At 35.5% G+C, this 18624-nt stretch carries 14 protein-coding genes, 1 pseudogene and 1 other annotated feature; of the genes and pseudogenes, 2 read left to right on the top strand and 13 right to left on the bottom strand.

The window, feature by feature from the left end; translation table 11 throughout:
* Positions 1-14 precede the first annotated feature (14 nt).
* Entirely contained in the window at positions 15-1463 is a 1449-nt protein-coding gene (locus B5P40_RS23420; protein WP_113709993.1) for a DHA2 family efflux MFS transporter permease subunit, read from the top strand.
* Between the two features lie 47 nt (positions 1464-1510).
* Here the strand turns inward: B5P40_RS23420 and ltaS are convergent, their stop codons facing one another.
* The 7 genes from ltaS to B5P40_RS23380 all read right to left on the bottom strand — a co-directional run bounded on the left by ltaS (position 1511) and on the right by B5P40_RS23380 (position 11592).
* Positions 1511-3484: a lipoteichoic acid synthase gene (gene ltaS, locus B5P40_RS23415; protein ID WP_078206849.1), complete on the bottom strand. Its 1974-nt coding sequence runs from the start codon at positions 3482-3484 to the stop codon at positions 1511-1513.
* A 384-nt stretch (positions 3485-3868) separates the two neighbouring features.
* The gene (locus B5P40_RS23410; RefSeq protein WP_242473726.1) at positions 3869-4087 is read right to left on the bottom strand and encodes an ATPase; all 219 of its coding nucleotides are present in this window, start codon (positions 4085-4087) and stop codon (positions 3869-3871) included.
* 4 nt (positions 4088-4091) lie between these two features.
* The gene (locus B5P40_RS23405) at positions 4092-4277 is read right to left on the bottom strand and encodes an SRPBCC family protein (RefSeq protein WP_113709992.1); all 186 of its coding nucleotides are present in this window, start codon (positions 4275-4277) and stop codon (positions 4092-4094) included.
* A 160-nt stretch (positions 4278-4437) separates the two neighbouring features.
* Positions 4438-6063: an ABC-F family ATP-binding cassette domain-containing protein gene (locus B5P40_RS23400; RefSeq protein ID WP_002032778.1), complete on the bottom strand. Its 1626-nt coding sequence runs from the start codon at positions 6061-6063 to the stop codon at positions 4438-4440.
* 312 nt (positions 6064-6375) lie between these two features.
* A complete protein-coding gene (locus B5P40_RS23395) occupies positions 6376-9492 on the bottom strand; it encodes an MMPL family transporter (protein WP_113709991.1) in 3117 nt (1038 codons plus the stop codon).
* A 183-nt stretch (positions 9493-9675) separates the two neighbouring features.
* Positions 9676-10242, bottom strand: coding sequence for a TetR/AcrR family transcriptional regulator (locus B5P40_RS23385; RefSeq protein WP_113709990.1), 567 nt, complete (start codon positions 10240-10242; stop codon positions 9676-9678).
* Between the two features lie 186 nt (positions 10243-10428).
* Positions 10429-11592, bottom strand: a complete 1164-nt coding sequence (locus tag B5P40_RS23380; protein WP_113709989.1) for a GNAT family N-acetyltransferase — start codon at positions 11590-11592, stop codon at positions 10429-10431.
* Between the two features lie 127 nt (positions 11593-11719).
* Here B5P40_RS23380 and B5P40_RS34430 point away from each other — a divergent pair.
* Positions 11720-11837: pseudogene (locus tag B5P40_RS34430) on the top strand (IS1595 family transposase); the annotation flags it as partial.
* Positions 11838-11881: 44 nt separating this feature from the next.
* On the opposite strand, the gene B5P40_RS23375 reads toward B5P40_RS34430, so the two are convergent.
* The 6 genes from B5P40_RS23375 to B5P40_RS23350 all read right to left on the bottom strand — a co-directional run bounded on the left by B5P40_RS23375 (position 11882) and on the right by B5P40_RS23350 (position 18455).
* Positions 11882-12388 (bottom strand): SpoIIAA family protein, encoded by a 507-nt coding sequence (locus B5P40_RS23375; RefSeq protein ID WP_113709988.1) that lies wholly within the window; start codon positions 12386-12388, stop codon positions 11882-11884.
* 17 nt (positions 12389-12405) lie between these two features.
* Positions 12406-13695: a 3-phosphoshikimate 1-carboxyvinyltransferase gene (gene aroA / locus B5P40_RS23370; RefSeq protein ID WP_113709987.1), complete on the bottom strand. Its 1290-nt coding sequence runs from the start codon at positions 13693-13695 to the stop codon at positions 12406-12408.
* 16 nt (positions 13696-13711) lie between these two features.
* Positions 13712-14812 (bottom strand): prephenate dehydrogenase, encoded by a 1101-nt coding sequence (tyrA, locus tag B5P40_RS23365; RefSeq protein WP_002084896.1) that lies wholly within the window; start codon positions 14810-14812, stop codon positions 13712-13714.
* Positions 14805-15905, bottom strand: a complete 1101-nt coding sequence (gene hisC, locus B5P40_RS23360) for a histidinol-phosphate transaminase (protein ID WP_113709986.1) — start codon at positions 15903-15905, stop codon at positions 14805-14807. The genes tyrA and hisC overlap by 8 nt, the downstream gene beginning before the upstream one ends.
* Before the next feature lie 18 nt (positions 15906-15923).
* On the bottom strand, positions 15924-17096 hold the full coding sequence (aroC, locus tag B5P40_RS23355) for a chorismate synthase (protein WP_002013434.1): 1173 nt from the start codon (positions 17094-17096) through the stop codon (positions 15924-15926).
* Between the two features lie 53 nt (positions 17097-17149).
* Positions 17150-17369 (bottom strand) — a binding site (T-box leader).
* 9 nt (positions 17370-17378) lie between these two features.
* On the bottom strand, positions 17379-18455 hold the full coding sequence (locus tag B5P40_RS23350) for a bifunctional 3-deoxy-7-phosphoheptulonate synthase/chorismate mutase (protein ID WP_002013433.1): 1077 nt from the start codon (positions 18453-18455) through the stop codon (positions 17379-17381).
* Positions 18456-18624 lie beyond the last annotated feature (169 nt).

Here is an 18624-nt window from a genome sequence, read left to right as displayed (position 1 = left end):
GAAGGAGTTTACCAATGCAAAAGGAAATATCAGAAAGAAATAAAAAAATTATATTAATTGTGCTCATTTCCGGTTTTTTTTTATCAACATTAAATCAGACGCTATTAAATGTAGCGATGAGTAATTTAATGGAAGTATTTGATGTTACAGCTGCAACCGTACAATGGCTATCAACAGGCTTTATGCTCATAAATGGCGTTCTAGTGCCAATTACTGCATTTTTAATGAAACGATTTACAACAAGGCAGCTGTTTATTAGCTCGATGCTCTCTTTGTTTATCGGGACTGTTCTTTGTGCATGCGCCATGAATTTTGGCATTTTGTTAACAGGAAGAATGATTCAAGCAGTTGGAGCAGGAATTATTATGCCACTAATGATGACAGTTATTTTATATTTATACCCTAGTGAAAAACGTGGCAGTATTATGGGAACCATCGGTTTTGCCATAATTTTTGCGCCAGCCATCGCTCCAACATTATCTGGCTTTATTATTGGATATGTATCATGGAGATGGTTATTTATTGGATTCGCTCCATTTGTATTAATCGTTATTATTCTCGCGCTAAAATATTTAATGAATGTTGCTGAGACAACAAAAGCAAAATTAGATATCGTAAGTGTCATTTTATCAACGATTGGCTTTGGTTGTATTATATTCGGATTTAGTAGTGCAGGAAGTAAAGGATGGGATCATCCAGTTGTTATTACTACAATTATCATCGGAATAATTGTTACAACTCTATTCTGTTTACGTCAAATAAAGTCTAGCGATCCACTATTAAATTTATCCGTATTTAAGTATAAAATTTTCACTCTTACATCAGTCATTAACATACTCATTACGATGATTATGTATGCTGATTTAATTCTTTTACCGATTTACTTGCAAAACGGACGAGGTTTTACTGCTTTTGAATCAGGTTTACTTCTATTACCTGGAGCTGTAATTAATGCATTCTTATCACCTATCACGGGTAAAATGTTTGATAAATATGGGGCAAAACCACTCTTTATTATAGGTTTAATATGTATCATTATATCGATGTGGGGTGTAATTGATTTGACCGAATCCACCACTTATATGTATTTAATGGTTCGTACCATTATTCTACGCATTGGACTAAGTTTCATTTCGATGCCTTTAAATACAGCAGGTTTAAACGCTTTACCAAGAGAACTGGGTTCACATGGTTCTGCAGTGAATAATACCGTACGTCAATTAGCAGGTGCTATAGGAACAGCAGTCATTATCACTGTGTATACAATTCAATCCACTTCACATACTTCACAGTTATCTAGTGAGAACGGAAGCATATCAGCTATGCAAGTAACGAAATTAGCTTCTATCTTCAGCTCAAGTGATGCCTACGTATTTATGTTAGTCTTATCCTTTGTAGCTTTGATTATAGCGTGTTTTATGCCTAAAAAAGTAGCACTCCAAAAATCCGAAAGTAAATCTTAAAACAAAAAATCCTACTCGTTTTCTATACGAGTAGGATTTTTTATTATTTATTTCGTTTCCCCGTCTTCAGTCGTCTTCACCTTCGTTTTATCTTTATCACGATTGTTATAGTTATATTTAGAAGGTTCTACCGGTGTAAATCCTTCTGGTGTGTAGAATCGTAATAAGTCACCGTTAACAACTTGGTCGGAGTATTTTAGTGATTTTTGAACCATTTGTTCATTTTGTTTTATTTCATCTGTAAATTCTACTGGTTTCCCAGTCGCTGTATCATAGTATTTGCCGTTAAGTGCAGTAACTGTTGGGCTTACGTAGTTACCGTTACGGAACGGAACGACTTGTTTATGCTCTGGTGATAATAAATCTGATCCGAATTGGACATAATTTTTCGTATCTGTACCTAGTAAGTGTAATAACGTTGGAAGAACGTCAATTTCTCCGCCGTATTGATGTTGTACGCCGCCTTCCATTCCTGGTACGCGAATGATTAATGGTACACGTTGTAATTGAGCATTTTCAAATGCGTTCATTTCTTTACCCATTATTTGAGACATTGCTGCACTATGATTATCTGAAATACCGTAATGATCACCGTACATAACGATAATTGAGTTATCGTATAGACCAGATTGTTTCAAGTAATCAATGAATCCTTTTACAGATTCATCTAAATAGCGTGCTGTTTGGAAGTACGTATCTACTGATGAATCACCTGTTTTAGCTGGTTCAATCGTTGCTTCCGCTTTATCAATCGGATAAGGGAAATGGTTCGATAACGTAATGAACTTCGTATAGAACGGTTGCTTCAACGTTTGTAATAACGGAATTGATTCATTAAAGAACGGTTTATCTTTTAAGCCATAGTTTACTACATCTTTTTCGTTCATATCATAGTAAGACGCATCAAAGAATTTATTAAAACCAAATGATTTATAAATATCATCACGGTTCCAGAACGTTTTATAGTTACCGTGGAACACTGCTGATGTGTATCCTTGTTGACCTAAAATAGCTGGTGCTGATTGATACGTGTTATGAGCTTTATTTGTAAAAACAGATCCTTGTGGTAATCCAAACATTGAGTTCTCTAACATGAACTCCGCATCAGATGTTTTACCCTGTCCTGTTTGATGGAAGAAGTTATCAAAGTATAACGTATTCGCATCTTTTGTAAATGAGTTTAAGAACGGTGTAACTTCTTGCCCATTTAATTTATAATCAATTAAAAAATTTTGGAATGACTCTAAATGAATATAAATTACGTTCATTCCTTTTCCTTTACCGAAATACTCAGGATTTGGACTTGCATAAGTTGATGTAAGATAGTTTCTAACTTCTGTCATATTATCTCCATCCGCTAATGCTCGTTCTGTTGATGCTTTCGCACTTTGAATACCATCATAAATCGTAAAGTTGTACGCCCCTAAATATTTCACGATATAATTGCGGTCAAATGTTCTAGTTAATAACTCAGGACGGTCAGATTCTGCCAGACCTAAGTTAACGCTAAAGAATAAAATACCTGCTACAAATACTAGAGATAATTTATGCTTCGCAACACGAATTGGTTTAGGATTTACAAATTTCGTTGCTACTAAAACAATTAAAATGATTGTATCTAAGAAATATAGTGGATCATATAAGTGTAGCAATGCAAAAATACTACCACCTAAATCTCCAAAGTTATTCGTTTGTGTTAATGTCGGGAACGTAATAAAGTCGCTGAAAAAGCGATAATATACTACGTTTGCGTATAAAAGTATAGACATTAGCAAATTAATAATAATTAACCAAATGTAAGCTCGTTTCCCTTTTGCGAATAATGCGAGCCCTAAAAATAGAACTGCTGAGCTTAACGGGTTGAAAAACAGTAAGAACTTTTGGATTGTGTTCGATATCCCTAAATTAAATTCTGTCACATATGCGGCATATGTTTTTAACCAAAGTAAAATAACAGCAAATACGAAAAATCCAAAATGATTACTTAATACTCGTTTACTCTTCAATAAAAATTGTTGCATCTCTCCACCTCTTTTGATCATCCAAGGCTTATTTTATATAAGTCTGTCTCTCTATTCAATTTTTCTTCTTCAAATAGATTTTATTTGTTTAACTATATGAAGAATATTAGTAATTATAATTTGTAGCTTTTATTTATTCAACTATTTCTTTTTAAACATTTTGACCTTGGTTTCTATTTAACAAAACACATTTGTAACATTTCCTGTTTTCTCCCAGGGGCTCATCCACTAATTATGACTCCACAAACTATAATCCTTTATTTCCTCATTTGCAAACTAACCTATCTCCAATTTTGGTACATTCATGTAAACTACCCAATTTCATAAAATAAAAAGTGTAGTTTGGGCAATTTGCTCAAACTACACTTTTTCGACTACCGTTTATCATCCTTTGTAGCTATCCCCTCTTCTTTTAACCAATTCTTTCAGTCCCATGAATATTACATTCCAACCATGCTCAGAGCCATCATGACACCCCTTTAAAGCTTTTTCAACATCATATTTTGTCCAATCTTCTTCATGAGCAACGATTATATTTTGTGAAAATATCATTTTAAATCCTTGTTGTTTCTCTTTTATTTCAACTGTGATTTTATCTAACAATTCACTAAACTGCGGCGTTTTTAATATAAATACTAATTTTTTTAGGACGATTCATTTCGATATATTCCCCAATTACTCGATGATTTTTTCCGCCACGATGGTCAATAGTTTCCCAACTCCCTCCTACTTCAGGAGTATTTCCCGTTACTTTATCCGTCCCTTCCAATGTAAAAAACCATTTCTTCATCATTTCAGGGTTTATCCACGCTTCAAAAATTTCTTACCATCGCTAATGTTATTTTTGAATAATTATTCATTTTAATCCTCCCCCCACTTTATATTAAAACGAATATTTGTTTACTTAAAAAACCCCCGCTCTCATAAAAGAAAGCGAGGGTTTTAATCATTTATTATTGACCTTTGTACATTGCATCAACTTGTTTTTGAAGTTCTTGACTTTCTAAGAACTCATCATACGTTGCTACCTTATCAACTACACCGTTTGGCGTTACTTCGATAATACGGTTTGCAATTGTTTGTACGAACTGATGGTCATGAGAAGTGAATAGTAATGTTCCTTTAAATGTGATTAAACCGTTGTTTAATGCTGTAATAGACTCAAGGTCTAAATGGTTCGTCGGATCATCAAGTGTTAATACGTTTGCACCGCTTAACATCATTTTAGATAACATACAACGAACCTTTTCTCCTCCAGATAAAACAGAAACATTTTTCTTTACTTCTTCACCAGAGAATAGCATACGGCCTAAGAAACCACGTAAGAAACTTTCTGACTCATCTTGTGGAGAGAACTGACGTAACCAATCAATTAAAGTGTAATCACTGTTCTCGAAGTACTCAGAGTTATCTCTTGGGAAATGAGCTTGAGATGTTGTTACACCCCATTTGAATGAACCGCTATCTGGCTCCATTTCACCCATAAGAATTTTAAATAATGTTGTCATCGCAATATCGTTACGTCCGATAAATGCAACTTTATCACCTTTATTTAAAGTGAAGTTCACATTATCTAATATTTTTTCGCCATCAATCGTTTTCGAAATACCTTCAACTGTTAATAGGTCATTTCCTACTTCACGTTCTGGTGTGAAACCAACGAACGGATAACGACGTGATGATGGTCTAATATCATCTAATGTAATTTTATCTAACAATTTTTTACGAGAAGTTGCCTGTTTCGCTTTAGATGCATTTGAGCTAAAGCGTGCAATAAAGTTTTGTAACTCTTTTACTTTTTCTTCTTTTTTCTTGTTAGAATCTTGCGTTAGTTTTAATGCTAATTGGCTTGATTCGTACCAGAAGTCATAGTTACCAACGTATAATTGAATTTTACCGAAATCAAGGTCAGCCATGTGCGTACATACTTTATTTAAGAAGTGACGGTCATGGGATACAACGATAACTGTATTTTCAAAGTTCATTAAGAAGTTTTCTAACCATTGAATCGCTTTTAAGTCCAAATGGTTGGTAGGCTCATCTAGTAATAGAATGTCAGGTTGACCGAATAAAGCTTGAGCAAGTAATACTTTTACTTTCTCTGCCCCTGTTAATTCAGACATCTTTTTATCATGAATATCTTCACCAATACCTAACCCTTTTAGAAGGATTGCAGCTTCTGACTCAGCTTCCCAACCGTTTAGCTCAGCGAACTCACCTTCAAGTTCTGCAGCACGCATGCCATCTTCATCACTAAAGTCTTCTTTCATGTAAATTGCATTTTTCTCTTGCATTACTTTATAAAGACGTGTGTGACCCATCATTACTGTTTCTAGTGCAGGGAATTCTTCATATTCGAAGTGATTCTGTTTTAATACTGCTAGACGCTCACCTGGCGTAATATGTATGTCACCCGTTGATTGGTCAATTTCTCCAGATAAAATCTTTAGAAATGTTGATTTACCAGCACCGTTTGCTCCAATTAAACCGTAGCAATTACCTGGCGTGAATTTTATGTTAACATCTTCAAATAATTTGCGATCTGCGAAACGCAAACTAACGTTACTTACTGTAATCATTTGTGTCCTCCTACTAATACCGCTTATTTCAGCGTTTTCTCACCGATTGTCTTAAAAAATCGCATATTACGACTCAATTATTGTAGACTATAGCTATTATATAGTAGAAGCTGGATGAATAGCAACGGTTGATTAGCTTTCTACAACGAAATCGAATAGTTTTTATCCATTCCCCTAGCTATTTTTTGTATATCATCGACTTCTTTCTAATATCCCTATTCGCTTCTCATTCTGTAATACATTGAATCATTTTTTCATTTCATATTTTATATACAAAAAACCTGTAGAGAAAACATTCCCTACAGGTTTTTCTTATTTCGTATTTATTATTTTCTCTTTATAACTCTTCAATTTACTCGTCAATCCTATTAAAGCAGGTAACAATATCGGCATTACAATTAAAGCTAATAGTAAAAGAGCAACGCCAACAACGGATGCTACTTGTATAAGTGTCAATACTCCTGAAGGAATTAACGCTGCAAATGTCCCTCCTAAAATAAGTGCCGCTGATAATACGACTCCTCCTATGTGACGAGATGCATTTACAATTTTCGTTACTGAATCCCCTTCTAGCTCATTGTATCGCATCATAACGAAGATGCTATAATCCACTCCTAAAGCGACAATCATAATGAAGCTAAAGAATGGAACATTCCAACTTAATGACTCTACGTTTAATACATATGCACTAATTTGTTCACTTATACCAAGTGATGCAAAGTACGCTAAAATTAACGACCCAATAATAAAGATTGAGTTTAAGAATGAGCGTGTAATCACGATTAATACAAGCGAAATCCCTAATAACATAATCGTAGCAGTACGTAGGAAATCTTGCCCGGTTACTTCTTTTAAATCAACGTTTCTAGCTGTTGTCCCGCCAATTGCTTTTTTCGCATCATTTAGTTCTGTTCCCTTTAACGTACCATCTATCGTTTTATTAATTTCTTGAATGATAGGCATCGCTTCTTTTGAATACGGGTTTACGTCTAAAATAATTGTCATTTTAGCAGTCTTTCTATCATGTGACATGTACGTATTCAATGCTTTTTGGAAATCTTCTCCTTCTAAAACTTCTTTCGGAATATAAAATTTCTCAGAGCTTTTCGACTCATTTAGCTCTCCTAAATATTTTTGAGCGTCACCTAGACCGTTACTTACTTTTCCTAAACCCTCTGTACTTTTAGATAAACCTGATTGCAATTGCCCCATCTTTTCTTGTAAATCTTTCAATCCAGTTAATAACTGTCCTTGCCCATCGTTTATTTTTGTTAATCCAGATTGTAAGTCAGCCGATTTGTTCGAAATTTGTTTTGAACCTGTAGCTCCTTCGTTCAATCCATTTTTCAATTCAGCAGCTCCTTTTTGTAGTTGCGTTACTCCATTGTTCATTTCCTTTAAACCATTATCTACTTTTAATAATGATTGATTTGCTTCTTTAAATGAACTCATCGCTGCTTTGTGCTGCGTCGCTAATTGATTTAATTCGTTGGAAAGCCCACTCAATTGCTTCTGAGCCCCTTTTGCAATTCCTAATGTTTGCTGCACATTAGGATCATTTGCTAATTCTGGTTTTGTTTGAATGAAATTGTTCATTAACGTTTCAATTTGTTCATATCCTTTTTTCGCACCATCAATCGCTTGAGAAATACTTCCGAAATATTGATCGTACGAACTTAAACCTTTTTCTAACTGAGCATAACCAGCATGAAGCTGCGAAGTTGCATTTGACAGGGCATTGATATTTCCGTTTAATGATGCTAGCCCATCCTCTATTTGCTTCGCTCCTTGTGCTCCATTGTTTATTCCATTCGATAATTGATTTAAAGCTGTCCCTAATGCTGATACGTCATTTTTCGCTTCATTTGTTCCATCAATTAACTTTTGAACATTTGCAAGACTATTTGAGTCATTACTACCCATTTTATCTTTCGCATCAGTTAATCCTTCATTAATTTCTTTTATGCCACCATTTGCATCTCCTAAGCCTGTATTCAATTCTCCGGCTTGTTTATTTATATATAATTCTTTAATCTTATCTCCAGTTGGACGCGTCGGTGAATATACTTCTGAGACTCCTTTAACTTTCGGGATTTTATCAGTAAGTTCATCTAAAGTTTGTAAAGAATTCGCCTCATCTAACTTTTTATCCGATTGAATGACTAACGTACTTGGTGAAGAAAAACCAGGCGGAAAATGCTCTTCTATTACGTTAATCCCCATTTTTGATTCATATTTATTATCCACTTCAAATAAATCATTGTAATTAAGCGTGTTAGAATATTTTAATACGAATGGAATCGATATCACGAATACGATAATTAAAGCGATAAATGGTCTTGCTACTGAATTTTTCGCAAAGAATCCCCATAAGCGACTATCCTCATGACCTTTAAATGTTTTAACTGGATAAAACATTCCTTTTCCTAAAAGCACCATGAAAAATGGATTTAAAGTGGTTAATACGAGTAGTAGTACTGCGACACCAATTGCTACCGCTGAAGTAGATTGATATAATTTAAAACTTGCTAAAGCAAGAGATGCAAAGCCAATTAGTACTGCTATCCCGCTATATAAAACGGTTTTACCTGCCGATTTAAACGTTTCTTTCGTAGCTAAATATGCATTTTCTTGTTTACTTAATTCTTCTTTAAATCTCGTATATAATAAAATGTTATAGTCTGTTCCTACTCCAAACAGGACGACAACTACAAACACTTGCGTAAAGTTTGAAAACGGAAAATTAAATTGATCAACAAGATGGGCAATAATCCCCATTGAAATTAAATACGAAACACCAACTGTAAGAAGAGAAATAATCGGAACAACTGGTGAACGGAATACAATGATTAATACTACAAGAATGAAAATGATCGAAATAACTTCTGTCTTTTTCACGCCCTCTTGAGAGGATGTAAGAAAATCACCCGCTATTAAATCACTTCCTGTTAAGTACGTTGTAACTCCTTTCGTTTGTACTTTTTTATGAAGATTATTTGCAATTTTTGACATTTTACCATGTTTTTTATCTACCGATATTTGCGTTAAAATAGTCGTATTATCTTTAGAAACTAATTGTTTCTGCAGTTCTTTATTATCTAAATGTGAAACGACTTCCTTAATTCCTAATTGCTCTTTTTCATTTTGCAGGGCATTGATCGTTTTCGTTATTTCCTCTTTTTGCTCATTTGTTAAAGCCTTCTTACTTCCACTATTAAAGACAGCTATAATTTCATACTTTTCAGCCCCTTCTTTATCCATCTCCTTTATCATCTTGTCAGCAATACTGCTTTGTTCTGTATTAGGAATCGTGATTTGCCCTTTTTCCTTCACTAACTGATCCATATTAGGCATCGTTACGATCATTGCAATAGTAATAACTATCCATAATAGAAAAGATAAACTTCTCCAACTTTTTAGCTTGCTCATTTGAATCATCTCCTGTTATTAGAGTTTCATGGTGCATAGAGAATGAATATTCATTCCCTGTTTTTGAAAATATCATTTCGGAATGAACGTTCATTCCTATTATCCTATTAAATTATTTTTCAATTCTATTAAATCACTCCCTGCGGAATGAATGTTCATTCCTGTCCTTATAAAGCTATAGAATCAAATGATTCTAATAGCATTCCAAGAGCTTTCTTCCAATTCTTTTACTAATTCTTTTGAGTATTCTAACTCCCCTGTCGCTATTACTTTTATTAATTTTTCAAGTGGTTGATATACAATAATAATTAAAGCAATTATAGGCAATGGACGAAGAAAACCTTTTTCGATTCCATCTTCAATAATATTCATAAAGAAGCCTATAAAATCGTCAAATATTTTCTTACTCTGTTCATCAAGAAAATAACTATCACAGTGCGAATTTGTAAAAAGAAAAGCATCCACATTGTTTCTCGCAAATTCAAATAAACGGTTATACGTATGACTAAACTGTTCTCGAATATTTGCTTCAATAGGAAAATCAGTTTTTATTGTTTCAGATAGCTGTAGCATGCTTTTTGAAAATAATGAGTTAACAAGTGCCTCTTTATTTTCAAAATAGCGATAAATAGTACCAGCGCCGACATTTGCTTTTTCAGCGATCATCGGAATTGTCGTACCATCGTAACCACGCTCTGCGAAAAGTTTTATAGCAGCATCAAAAATATCCTCTTGCTTATTTTTAGCCATTTTTCTCACCTCAATTTTCAGGAATGAAAATTCATTCCGTTTATAATTATAAATTACATGAATTAAAAGTCAAGGGGTTAACATTCATAATGCTTCGTTAAAAGCAGCAATGTACTATAACTAATTATGTTTAATTATAGTACATTGCTATTTACACATTAGTATGCCGCACAAAGCTTTACAAAATTAAAAGAAATCATAAATAAACGGCTTACGCACCGGCACTACATTCTCAAATGCACGTATCTCCTCTTCGCTACCGCTTATTAAGTCTATTTCATTTAATTCTAGCGGTCGCTTGTAACCAAACATAATAGTAGATAACGCATTAATATCGATTTGAATTCCATTTTCTTTTGCTGTTTCTTCTTTAACGATTGTTATTTCATTATTTTTAAGTTGAACCGTTACGTTATTCCACGGTGCAAATGAATCTGTAATATGTAAAATTACTTCTTGCTCTTCGTTGTTCCAGTTCCATTCATATTGTTTGAAAAACTGTTCTACATCTACAATTCTTCCCATGAAATATGGAGTTACTTCTGCTTTTACTCGTGGTTCTTGTAATGTGTAAAGAAGTGGTTCTGTCTCACTTAGTATCATTTCTAGATCTTTAATCATAGAATCATGTTGGCAGATGAAGTTCCAAAGACCAATTCTTGCTTCATTATGTAATGGGACAAATTCTTCTACTTTCATTTTAGAATTCTCTATTTTGTATAAAATGTAACCAGCCGCCGTTTTATTTTCATCATAGTAAACTGCCAATGTTAAATCATGATACACCGCTTGTAGCCACCATTTACGTCCGCGAACTAACATACCAGAAAATCGTTCTGCAAATGTTTCATATAGATTCTCTACTTCTTCTGGATGATTATCTTTACTAAAACGTTTCACTGTACCATTCACTTGTTTTTTAATTATTAAATCGCTCTTTGTCATCTGACATACGATTCGATTCGCACAAAGTTCCCAGCCGTATTTACGATAAAATGAAACGGCAAATGGATGTAACATCGATACACTATATCCATCTCTTTTCATAGTTTGCAGTGAATGCTGAAGTAACTCTTTTACATATCCACTTCTTCTATATTCCGGATACGTCGCTACCCCCGCAACGCCGCCCATTTTAAACTTTTCTTTTCCTATGTAAATATGAAAAGGAATTAAGTGCAACTTTGCAGCTAACTCTTCTCCTTCCATAATACCGTATATTTGATGGCTTTCCTTCATTCTTGCAATTTTCTGCTCTATCCATTCTTCATTTGCTTTATATTGAAAAGCATATTCTGATAAACGTAATGCTTCTCTAAACTTATCTTCTTTTAATTTTATAACGTTCATATATTTCTCCTCCATTCCTCGTTTGAATTATATCATAATTCAAACTATTATAGTTCGGTAAGTGAAATTACGAGGATGTTTCAACAAAAGATATCGATTTAGAAAAAATCTAACATAAATGCTCTTTTCAACTGCTTTATATTGGCGGCATAAGAATATTAAACGCCTTGCGTTCTCTTGGGTTTGCGAAGCTAAGAGGTACCATTGAAAGTGATGAAACTTATAACAACGGCAACATTACGGGCATAAAAAAAACAGTTGATTGAGAGAAACTGGTTCAATAAAGGTTTTATATTGGATATTCATTCAACCAAATTAATGCTTGTTCATAATCATCGAAAAATTTTACGGATTCTTTTGTATTGGATTGTTGTAAATAATTCATTATCTCCCCTTCTTCAAGGAGAAACGCAATTGCCTTACTGTGATTCAAAATGGTTTCATTGAAGAACTTATCTTTCCATGCTTTTTGAACAGAAAAATGATCTGGCGTGTATCCTTTTCTATCCACCAACAATTTGTATTTCCGCCCCTCGGAAATGAATTGCTGACAAACCTGCTCGAAGCCATGAAACCATTCATAAACATCAGCTGTATTAATCTTGCCAATTAGATGGGTAACAATTAAATCCCCCGAAACCGTTGTGCTAATATTCTGTTTACTCAACTTAGAATCCTCTCCCTTAGTTACAATTATGCGTAAAAATCTCATAAAATCAATAAGGATAAAATTCTTACACAATAAAGCAACATTATTTACGAAAAAAGCCAACATAAAAAAGCAGATACATTGCATATCTGCTTCTCATCACTTTATTTAGCTAACGTTTGCAGTTCTTCAAAAAATGTAGGATACGATACACCTACTGCTTCTGCATCTTCAATCGTTGTTTCTCCTTCAGCTATACAGCCGGCAATCGCAAGCATCATTCCAATGCGGTGATCACCGTGACTATGTACTGTATTTCCTTTTAGCTTACATTTACCGTAAATAATCATTCCGTCGTCGGTCGCTTCAATACGAGCTCCTAGTTTCGTTAGTTCAGCAACGACTGTATCGATACGATTCGTTTCTTTCACTTTTAGCTCGTGTGCATCTTTAATGACTGTAATTCCATCTGCTTGTGTTGCCGCTAAAGCTATAATTGGGATTTCATCAATCAGTCGTGGAATGATATCTCCACCGATTTCGATTCCTTTCAGCGGCGATGTTTCAATTGTAATATTTGCAGCAGGTTCTGATGCTCCTTCGTTAATCTGCTCTACAGTAAACGTAGCGCCCATTTTCTCAAGAACATCAATAATACCTGTACGAGTCGGATTCATTCCTACATTTTGTAATAGTAGTTTACTATTTGAAATAATTGCACTTGCTACTAAGAAAAATGCCGCTGATGATACATCACCTGGCACTTGAACGTCTGTTCCTTTTAGCTTTTGTCCACCAGCTAGTTTTACAGTTTTCCCCACGCGAGTTACTGTAACGCCAAACGCCTCAAGCATTCTTTCTGTATGATCGCGGGAAATGTGAGGTTCTGTAACAGCTGTTACACCTTCTGCGCGAAGGCCTGCAAGTAAAATAGCTGATTTCACTTGTGCACTTGCTACCGGTGAAGTATATTCAATCGCCTTTAAATTCCCGCCTCGTATTGTGAGCGGCGTAAACGTTCCTTCTTTTCGGCCATCAATTTTTGCACCCATTTGCTTTAGTGGATTTGTTACACGTTGCATCGGTCTCTTCGCAATTGAAGCATCACCTTGCACGCAAGAAAAGAATGGTGTGTTTACAAGTATTCCTGACATTAATCGAATCGTTGTACCAGAATTACCAACATCTAATACAGCTTTTGGCTCTTGTAAACCTTCTAATCCTGTTCCAATTACCGTAACTTCGTCTCTATTTTGTGTAATCTCTACTCCCATTTCTTTAAAACAAGAAATAGTACTTAAACAATCCGCACCAGGAAGAAATCCTTTAATTGTTGTTTTACCTTCCGCGATTGCGCCAAACATGACAGCGCGATGGGAAATTGATTTATCTCCAGGGATTGTAATTGTGCCATTCAATCCGTTATTTACAGTTTGTACTGTTTTTTCTTTCACGTTGTCACCCTCCTCGTTAAATTGTTTCATACGTTTGGTATTCTTCTTTTCCGAGCGCAATTTTTGCCTGCGTTCGATCCTCTTCTCTTTGGAAACTAATTCGTAAAACTCCGAGCAATCCTTCTCGCGCTTCTAATATTTGCAAGTTCGTAATACTAATTTCTTCTTCTGCTAGAATGCTTGTGATATGGGCTAATGCCCCTACTTTATCTAAAACGTCGACGTATAAGTCGTGATAGGCAGGAATCGCCCCTCTTTTTCGAACTGGTAAAGAGTCACGATATTCTTTCGCATCTGCAAAATAACTTTGTATTTCTCCTGCATCTCCTTTAGAAACCGTCTTATATAGCTCTTCCATTTCTGAAATCCATTCTTCTAATAGTTCCAATAAATGCCCGCGATTTTGCTTTACGATATCACTCCACATTTTCGGACTACTTGATGCAATACGTGTTATATCTTTAAATCCGCCTGCCGCTAGCTGATGAATAAGCGGATTATCACCAGCATGTTTCTCAACTTGTTTTACTAATCCTGCTGCAATTAAATGTGGGAAATGACTAACTATTCCTGTTATATAATCATGTTCTTTTGTATTTAATACAAGAAAATGAGAGCCTGTTCCTTTTAACCATTCTTTTAGCTCGTCTACTTGATCCGCCTGCACGTGATTCATTGGCGTTAAAATGTAAAATGCGTTTTCAAAAAGGTGTGCCTTTGCACTTTCAACTCCTGTTTTGTGAGAACCTGCCATCGGATGACCGCCGATAAATGAAACTTTCTTTGTTAATAAAGCTTCCGCTTCATTCATGATTGTCCCTTTCGTACTTCCTACATCGGTAACAATGACATCTTCTCGTAAATGAAATGATGCAAGTTTGTGTAACAACTTTTTCGTTTCTTCAACTGGAGAGGCAAATACAATTAAATTTGCCTCCTCACATGCACGCTGTAAATCTACTGCTACTTCATCAACTACATGTAATTCTTTTGCGCGCTCTACTTGCTCTTTAAATATGTCATAACCGATAATCGTTACATCGTGCTCTTTTTTAATCGCTAATGCAAGAGAGCCTCCTATTAATCCAGTACCGATTAATACTACCTTTTTACACATTTGCCTCATCTCGAGACTTACCTTTTTTATTTTCAAAGTGTTGTTTTAACACTGAAATCACTCCTTCATTTTGTTCCCTAGTTCCGATTGTAATACGGACACCATTTGGGAACGGACGAATAATAAACCCTGCATGCGCACAAGCTTCATAAATTTCCCCAGCATCATCTACCGGCAAGAAGATAAAGTTCGTTTGCGACGGATAAAATGGAATTTCATTTTCTGTACAAAAACTTTCGTATTGTTGTAATCCTTCTGTATTAACACGAACTATTTCTTCAATAAACGCTTCATCGTTAAAAGCAATCGTCGCTGCTTTTTGCGCTAATGAAGATACGTTAAATGGCAAACGTACGACATTTAATTTCTCGATTAACTCTTCCTGTCCAATCGCATAACCAACGCGGAAAGAAGCTAATCCGTAAGCTTTAGAAAACGTTCTAAGTACAAGAATGTTGTTATGTTTTTCTAGAAGCGGTAATGTCTTAGGGAAATCTTTTGCTGTTACGTATTCATAGTACGCTTCATCAATGACAATTAACGTATTTTCACTAATGCTTTCAATGAATTGAGTCAATTTTCGCTCATTCACATATGTGCCTGTCGGGTTGTTCGGATTACAAATCCATACGATTTTTGTATGTTCATCAACTGCTGAAGAAATTTCATCTAGATCATATACACCGTTCTTTAAAGCAATTTCTTTCACTTCACAGCCTTCAATAATTGCATGATGACGGTACTGAGGGAATGTCGCGCCAGCAGTTACGATATTATCTCCTTTACAGAGCACTGCACGACTTATAATTTGAATGACTTCATCAAGTCCACTACCACAAAGCACTTGTTCCATTTGCACTTGTAATTTCTCTGCAATTGTTTGACGGAGTACTTCAGCACCTCCATCAGGATATAAAGCATGTTCCTGCCACGATTTTTGTAATTCTCCTAAAACACGAGGTGAACAGCCAAATGGATTTTCATTTGATGCTAACTTAACAAATGAATGATTCCCGTATACTTCTTTCATTTGCTCTGGTGATTTACCTGGTTTATACGGTTGTAATGATGATAGTTGATCTTTTACTCGCATGTTAAATCCACCTTTTCATTAAAATTCTTTTGCGTATTTGTTATGTTGCGAAATATTTTGTTTTAGTAATTCCATGCGATCTTTTCCGAATTGCTCGACTAGTGCACCGGCAAGTTCCCATGCAACGACAGCTTCAGCTACAACACCTGCTGCTGGTACTGCACAGCTATCAGATCTCTCAATACTCGCTTGGAATGCTTCTTTCGTATCAATATCTACGCTTGCTAACGGTTTATATAATGTAGGAATTGGCTTCATTACGCCTCTTACGACAATTGGCATTCCTGTTGTCATACCGCCTTCTAAACCGCCGGCATTATTCGTATTTCTCGTGTATCCTTTTTCTTCATCCCATAAAATTTCATCGTGCACTTTACTTCCCGGCTGTCTTGCCGCTTCAAAACCAATTCCGATTTCAGCACCTTTAAACGCATTCACGCTCATAATAGCACCGGCAAGTTTTGCATCTAATTTGCGGTCGTAATGAACGTAGCTACCAACTCCAATTGGCATTCCTTCTGCAATGACTTCGACAATACCGCCTATAGAATCTCCGCTACTTTTCGCATCATCAATCGCATTCATCATCTCTTGTTCTACTTCTTTATCTAAACATCGAACTGGTGAATTTTCAGTTATCGTTTGAATTTCTTCAATTGGTAAGTTTGAAATACGCTTCGCTTGTACCCCACCAATTTCAAGAACATGCCCTGCAATTTCCACACCTAGTTCTTTCAAAATTTGTTTCGCAACTGCACCAGCAGCAACACGAACTGTCGTTTCTCTTGCAGAAGAGCGCTCTAATACGTTTCTTATATCACGATGTCCGTATTTAATTGCCCCGTTTAAATCCGCATGTCCTGGACGTGGTTTCGTTATAGTACGTTTCATTTCTTTACTTTCTTGCTCCGAAATTGGTTCAGCACCCATTACTTTCGTCCAATGTTTGAAATCATCATTTTTTACGATTAACGTAATTGGTGAACCAAGTGTCATTCCGTGACGTACACCACTTGCAATTTCAACTGTATCTGTTTCAATTTGCATGCGTCTTCCGCGCCCATGCCCTTTTTGTCTTCTTAATAATTCTTTATTAATATGTTCCGCTGTTAATGTTAAACCTGCTGGTACACCTTCTAAAATAACTGTTAACTGCGGCCCATGTGATTCTCCAGCTGTAATATATCTCATTTCTCTTGCCCCTTTACTATTTTTTTGTACAAAAAAGTCCCTACTGAGCGCTCAGTAGGGACGATGTTTATCGCGGTACCACCCTAGTTGTAGACTTCTTTCGTCTACCTCTCTTCTTCTTTAACGATCGTTTGACCGTCTTTCTCTCCAAAAGTTGGCGGGAAAGATGCTCCAAGGCTGTAATTCATGCTTACCTTTGTACTGATTCACACCGGCCATCAGCTCTCTTTAACAGTGAGATAAGCACTACTGTTTCCTCTTCAGTGCATTTATGATATGGAATTAAGATAATTTATTTTTGAAACCTTTTAACTCATCCATGAATCTATGGAATTCTGGAATATCCATTTGTTGCGCAGAATCTGATAACGCAACTGCTGGGTCTGGATGAACTTCAGCCATTACTGCATCTGCTCCAATAGCAAGTGCTGCTTTCGCTGTTGGTAATAGTAAATCTCTACGTCCAGTTGAATGTGTTACGTCAACGATAACTGGTAAATGTGTTTCTTTCTTTAAAATCGGTACTGCTGAAATATCTAATGTGTTACGTGTCGCTCTCTCGTATGTGCGAATACCGCGCTCACAAAGAATAATTTGGTCATTACCTTGTGCAATAATGTATTCCGCTGCATTAATGAACTCATCAATTGTTGCTGCTAATCCACGTTTTAGTAATACTGGCTTATTAACCTTTCCTACAGCTCGTAGTAAATCGAAGTTTTGCATGTTACGTGCACCAACTTGAATTACATCAACGTATTCTAGCGCCATTTCTACGTCATTCGGATTTAAAATTTCACTAATAATCGCTAAGTCGAACTCATCTGCTACTTGTCGTAAAATTTGTAAACCTTCTACTCCCAAACCTTGGAAATCGTATGGAGATGTTCTCGGTTTGAAAGCACCGCCGCGCATTAATTTTAAGCCTTGGTCTTTCATAGCTTGCCCTACCTGGCGAACTTGCTCTAAACTTTCTACCGCACAAGGTCCCATAATGAACGTTTGTGTTCCGTTTCCAATCAATTCACCTTTAACATTAACAATTGTATTTTCTTTTTTCTTTTTACGTGAAACTAGTAATGCTTTACGGTTATCATCTTCTTGCAATTCTAAGCTAGCTTTGAAAATCGTTTTGAAAATATGTTGAATCGTTGACGTTTCGAATGGTCCTTCGTTATGCTCTGCAAGCATATCAAGTACTTCACGCTCACGTACTGGATCAAAGCGTTTCGTACCTTGTACTTGTTTTTGCTCCCCAATCTTTTGAACGATTTCACCGCGTTTGTTTAATAGGTGTAATAGTTGTAAGTTAATTTCATCTACCTGTTTACGTAATTGATCTAATTCGTGATTTGCCATTTGGAAATCCTCCTCTAATGTTTTAAAAGTATAGTAAGAGAATAAAAAATTCTCTATTTTCTGAACTGGTTAATTATACAAATTTAAAGTGGAATCGATACCTCTTCTTATTTTAAACTAATAATTACCATAAAGACACTAACTAATAGTTAATAAGCCACTTTTTTGT

It is taken from the genome of Bacillus sp. SRB_8, from assembly GCF_003264205.1.
In the GTDB taxonomy this organism is placed as follows: domain Bacteria; phylum Bacillota; class Bacilli; order Bacillales; family Bacillaceae_G; genus Bacillus_A; species Bacillus_A mycoides.
This window is presented reverse-complemented; position numbering and strand designations above follow the sequence as displayed.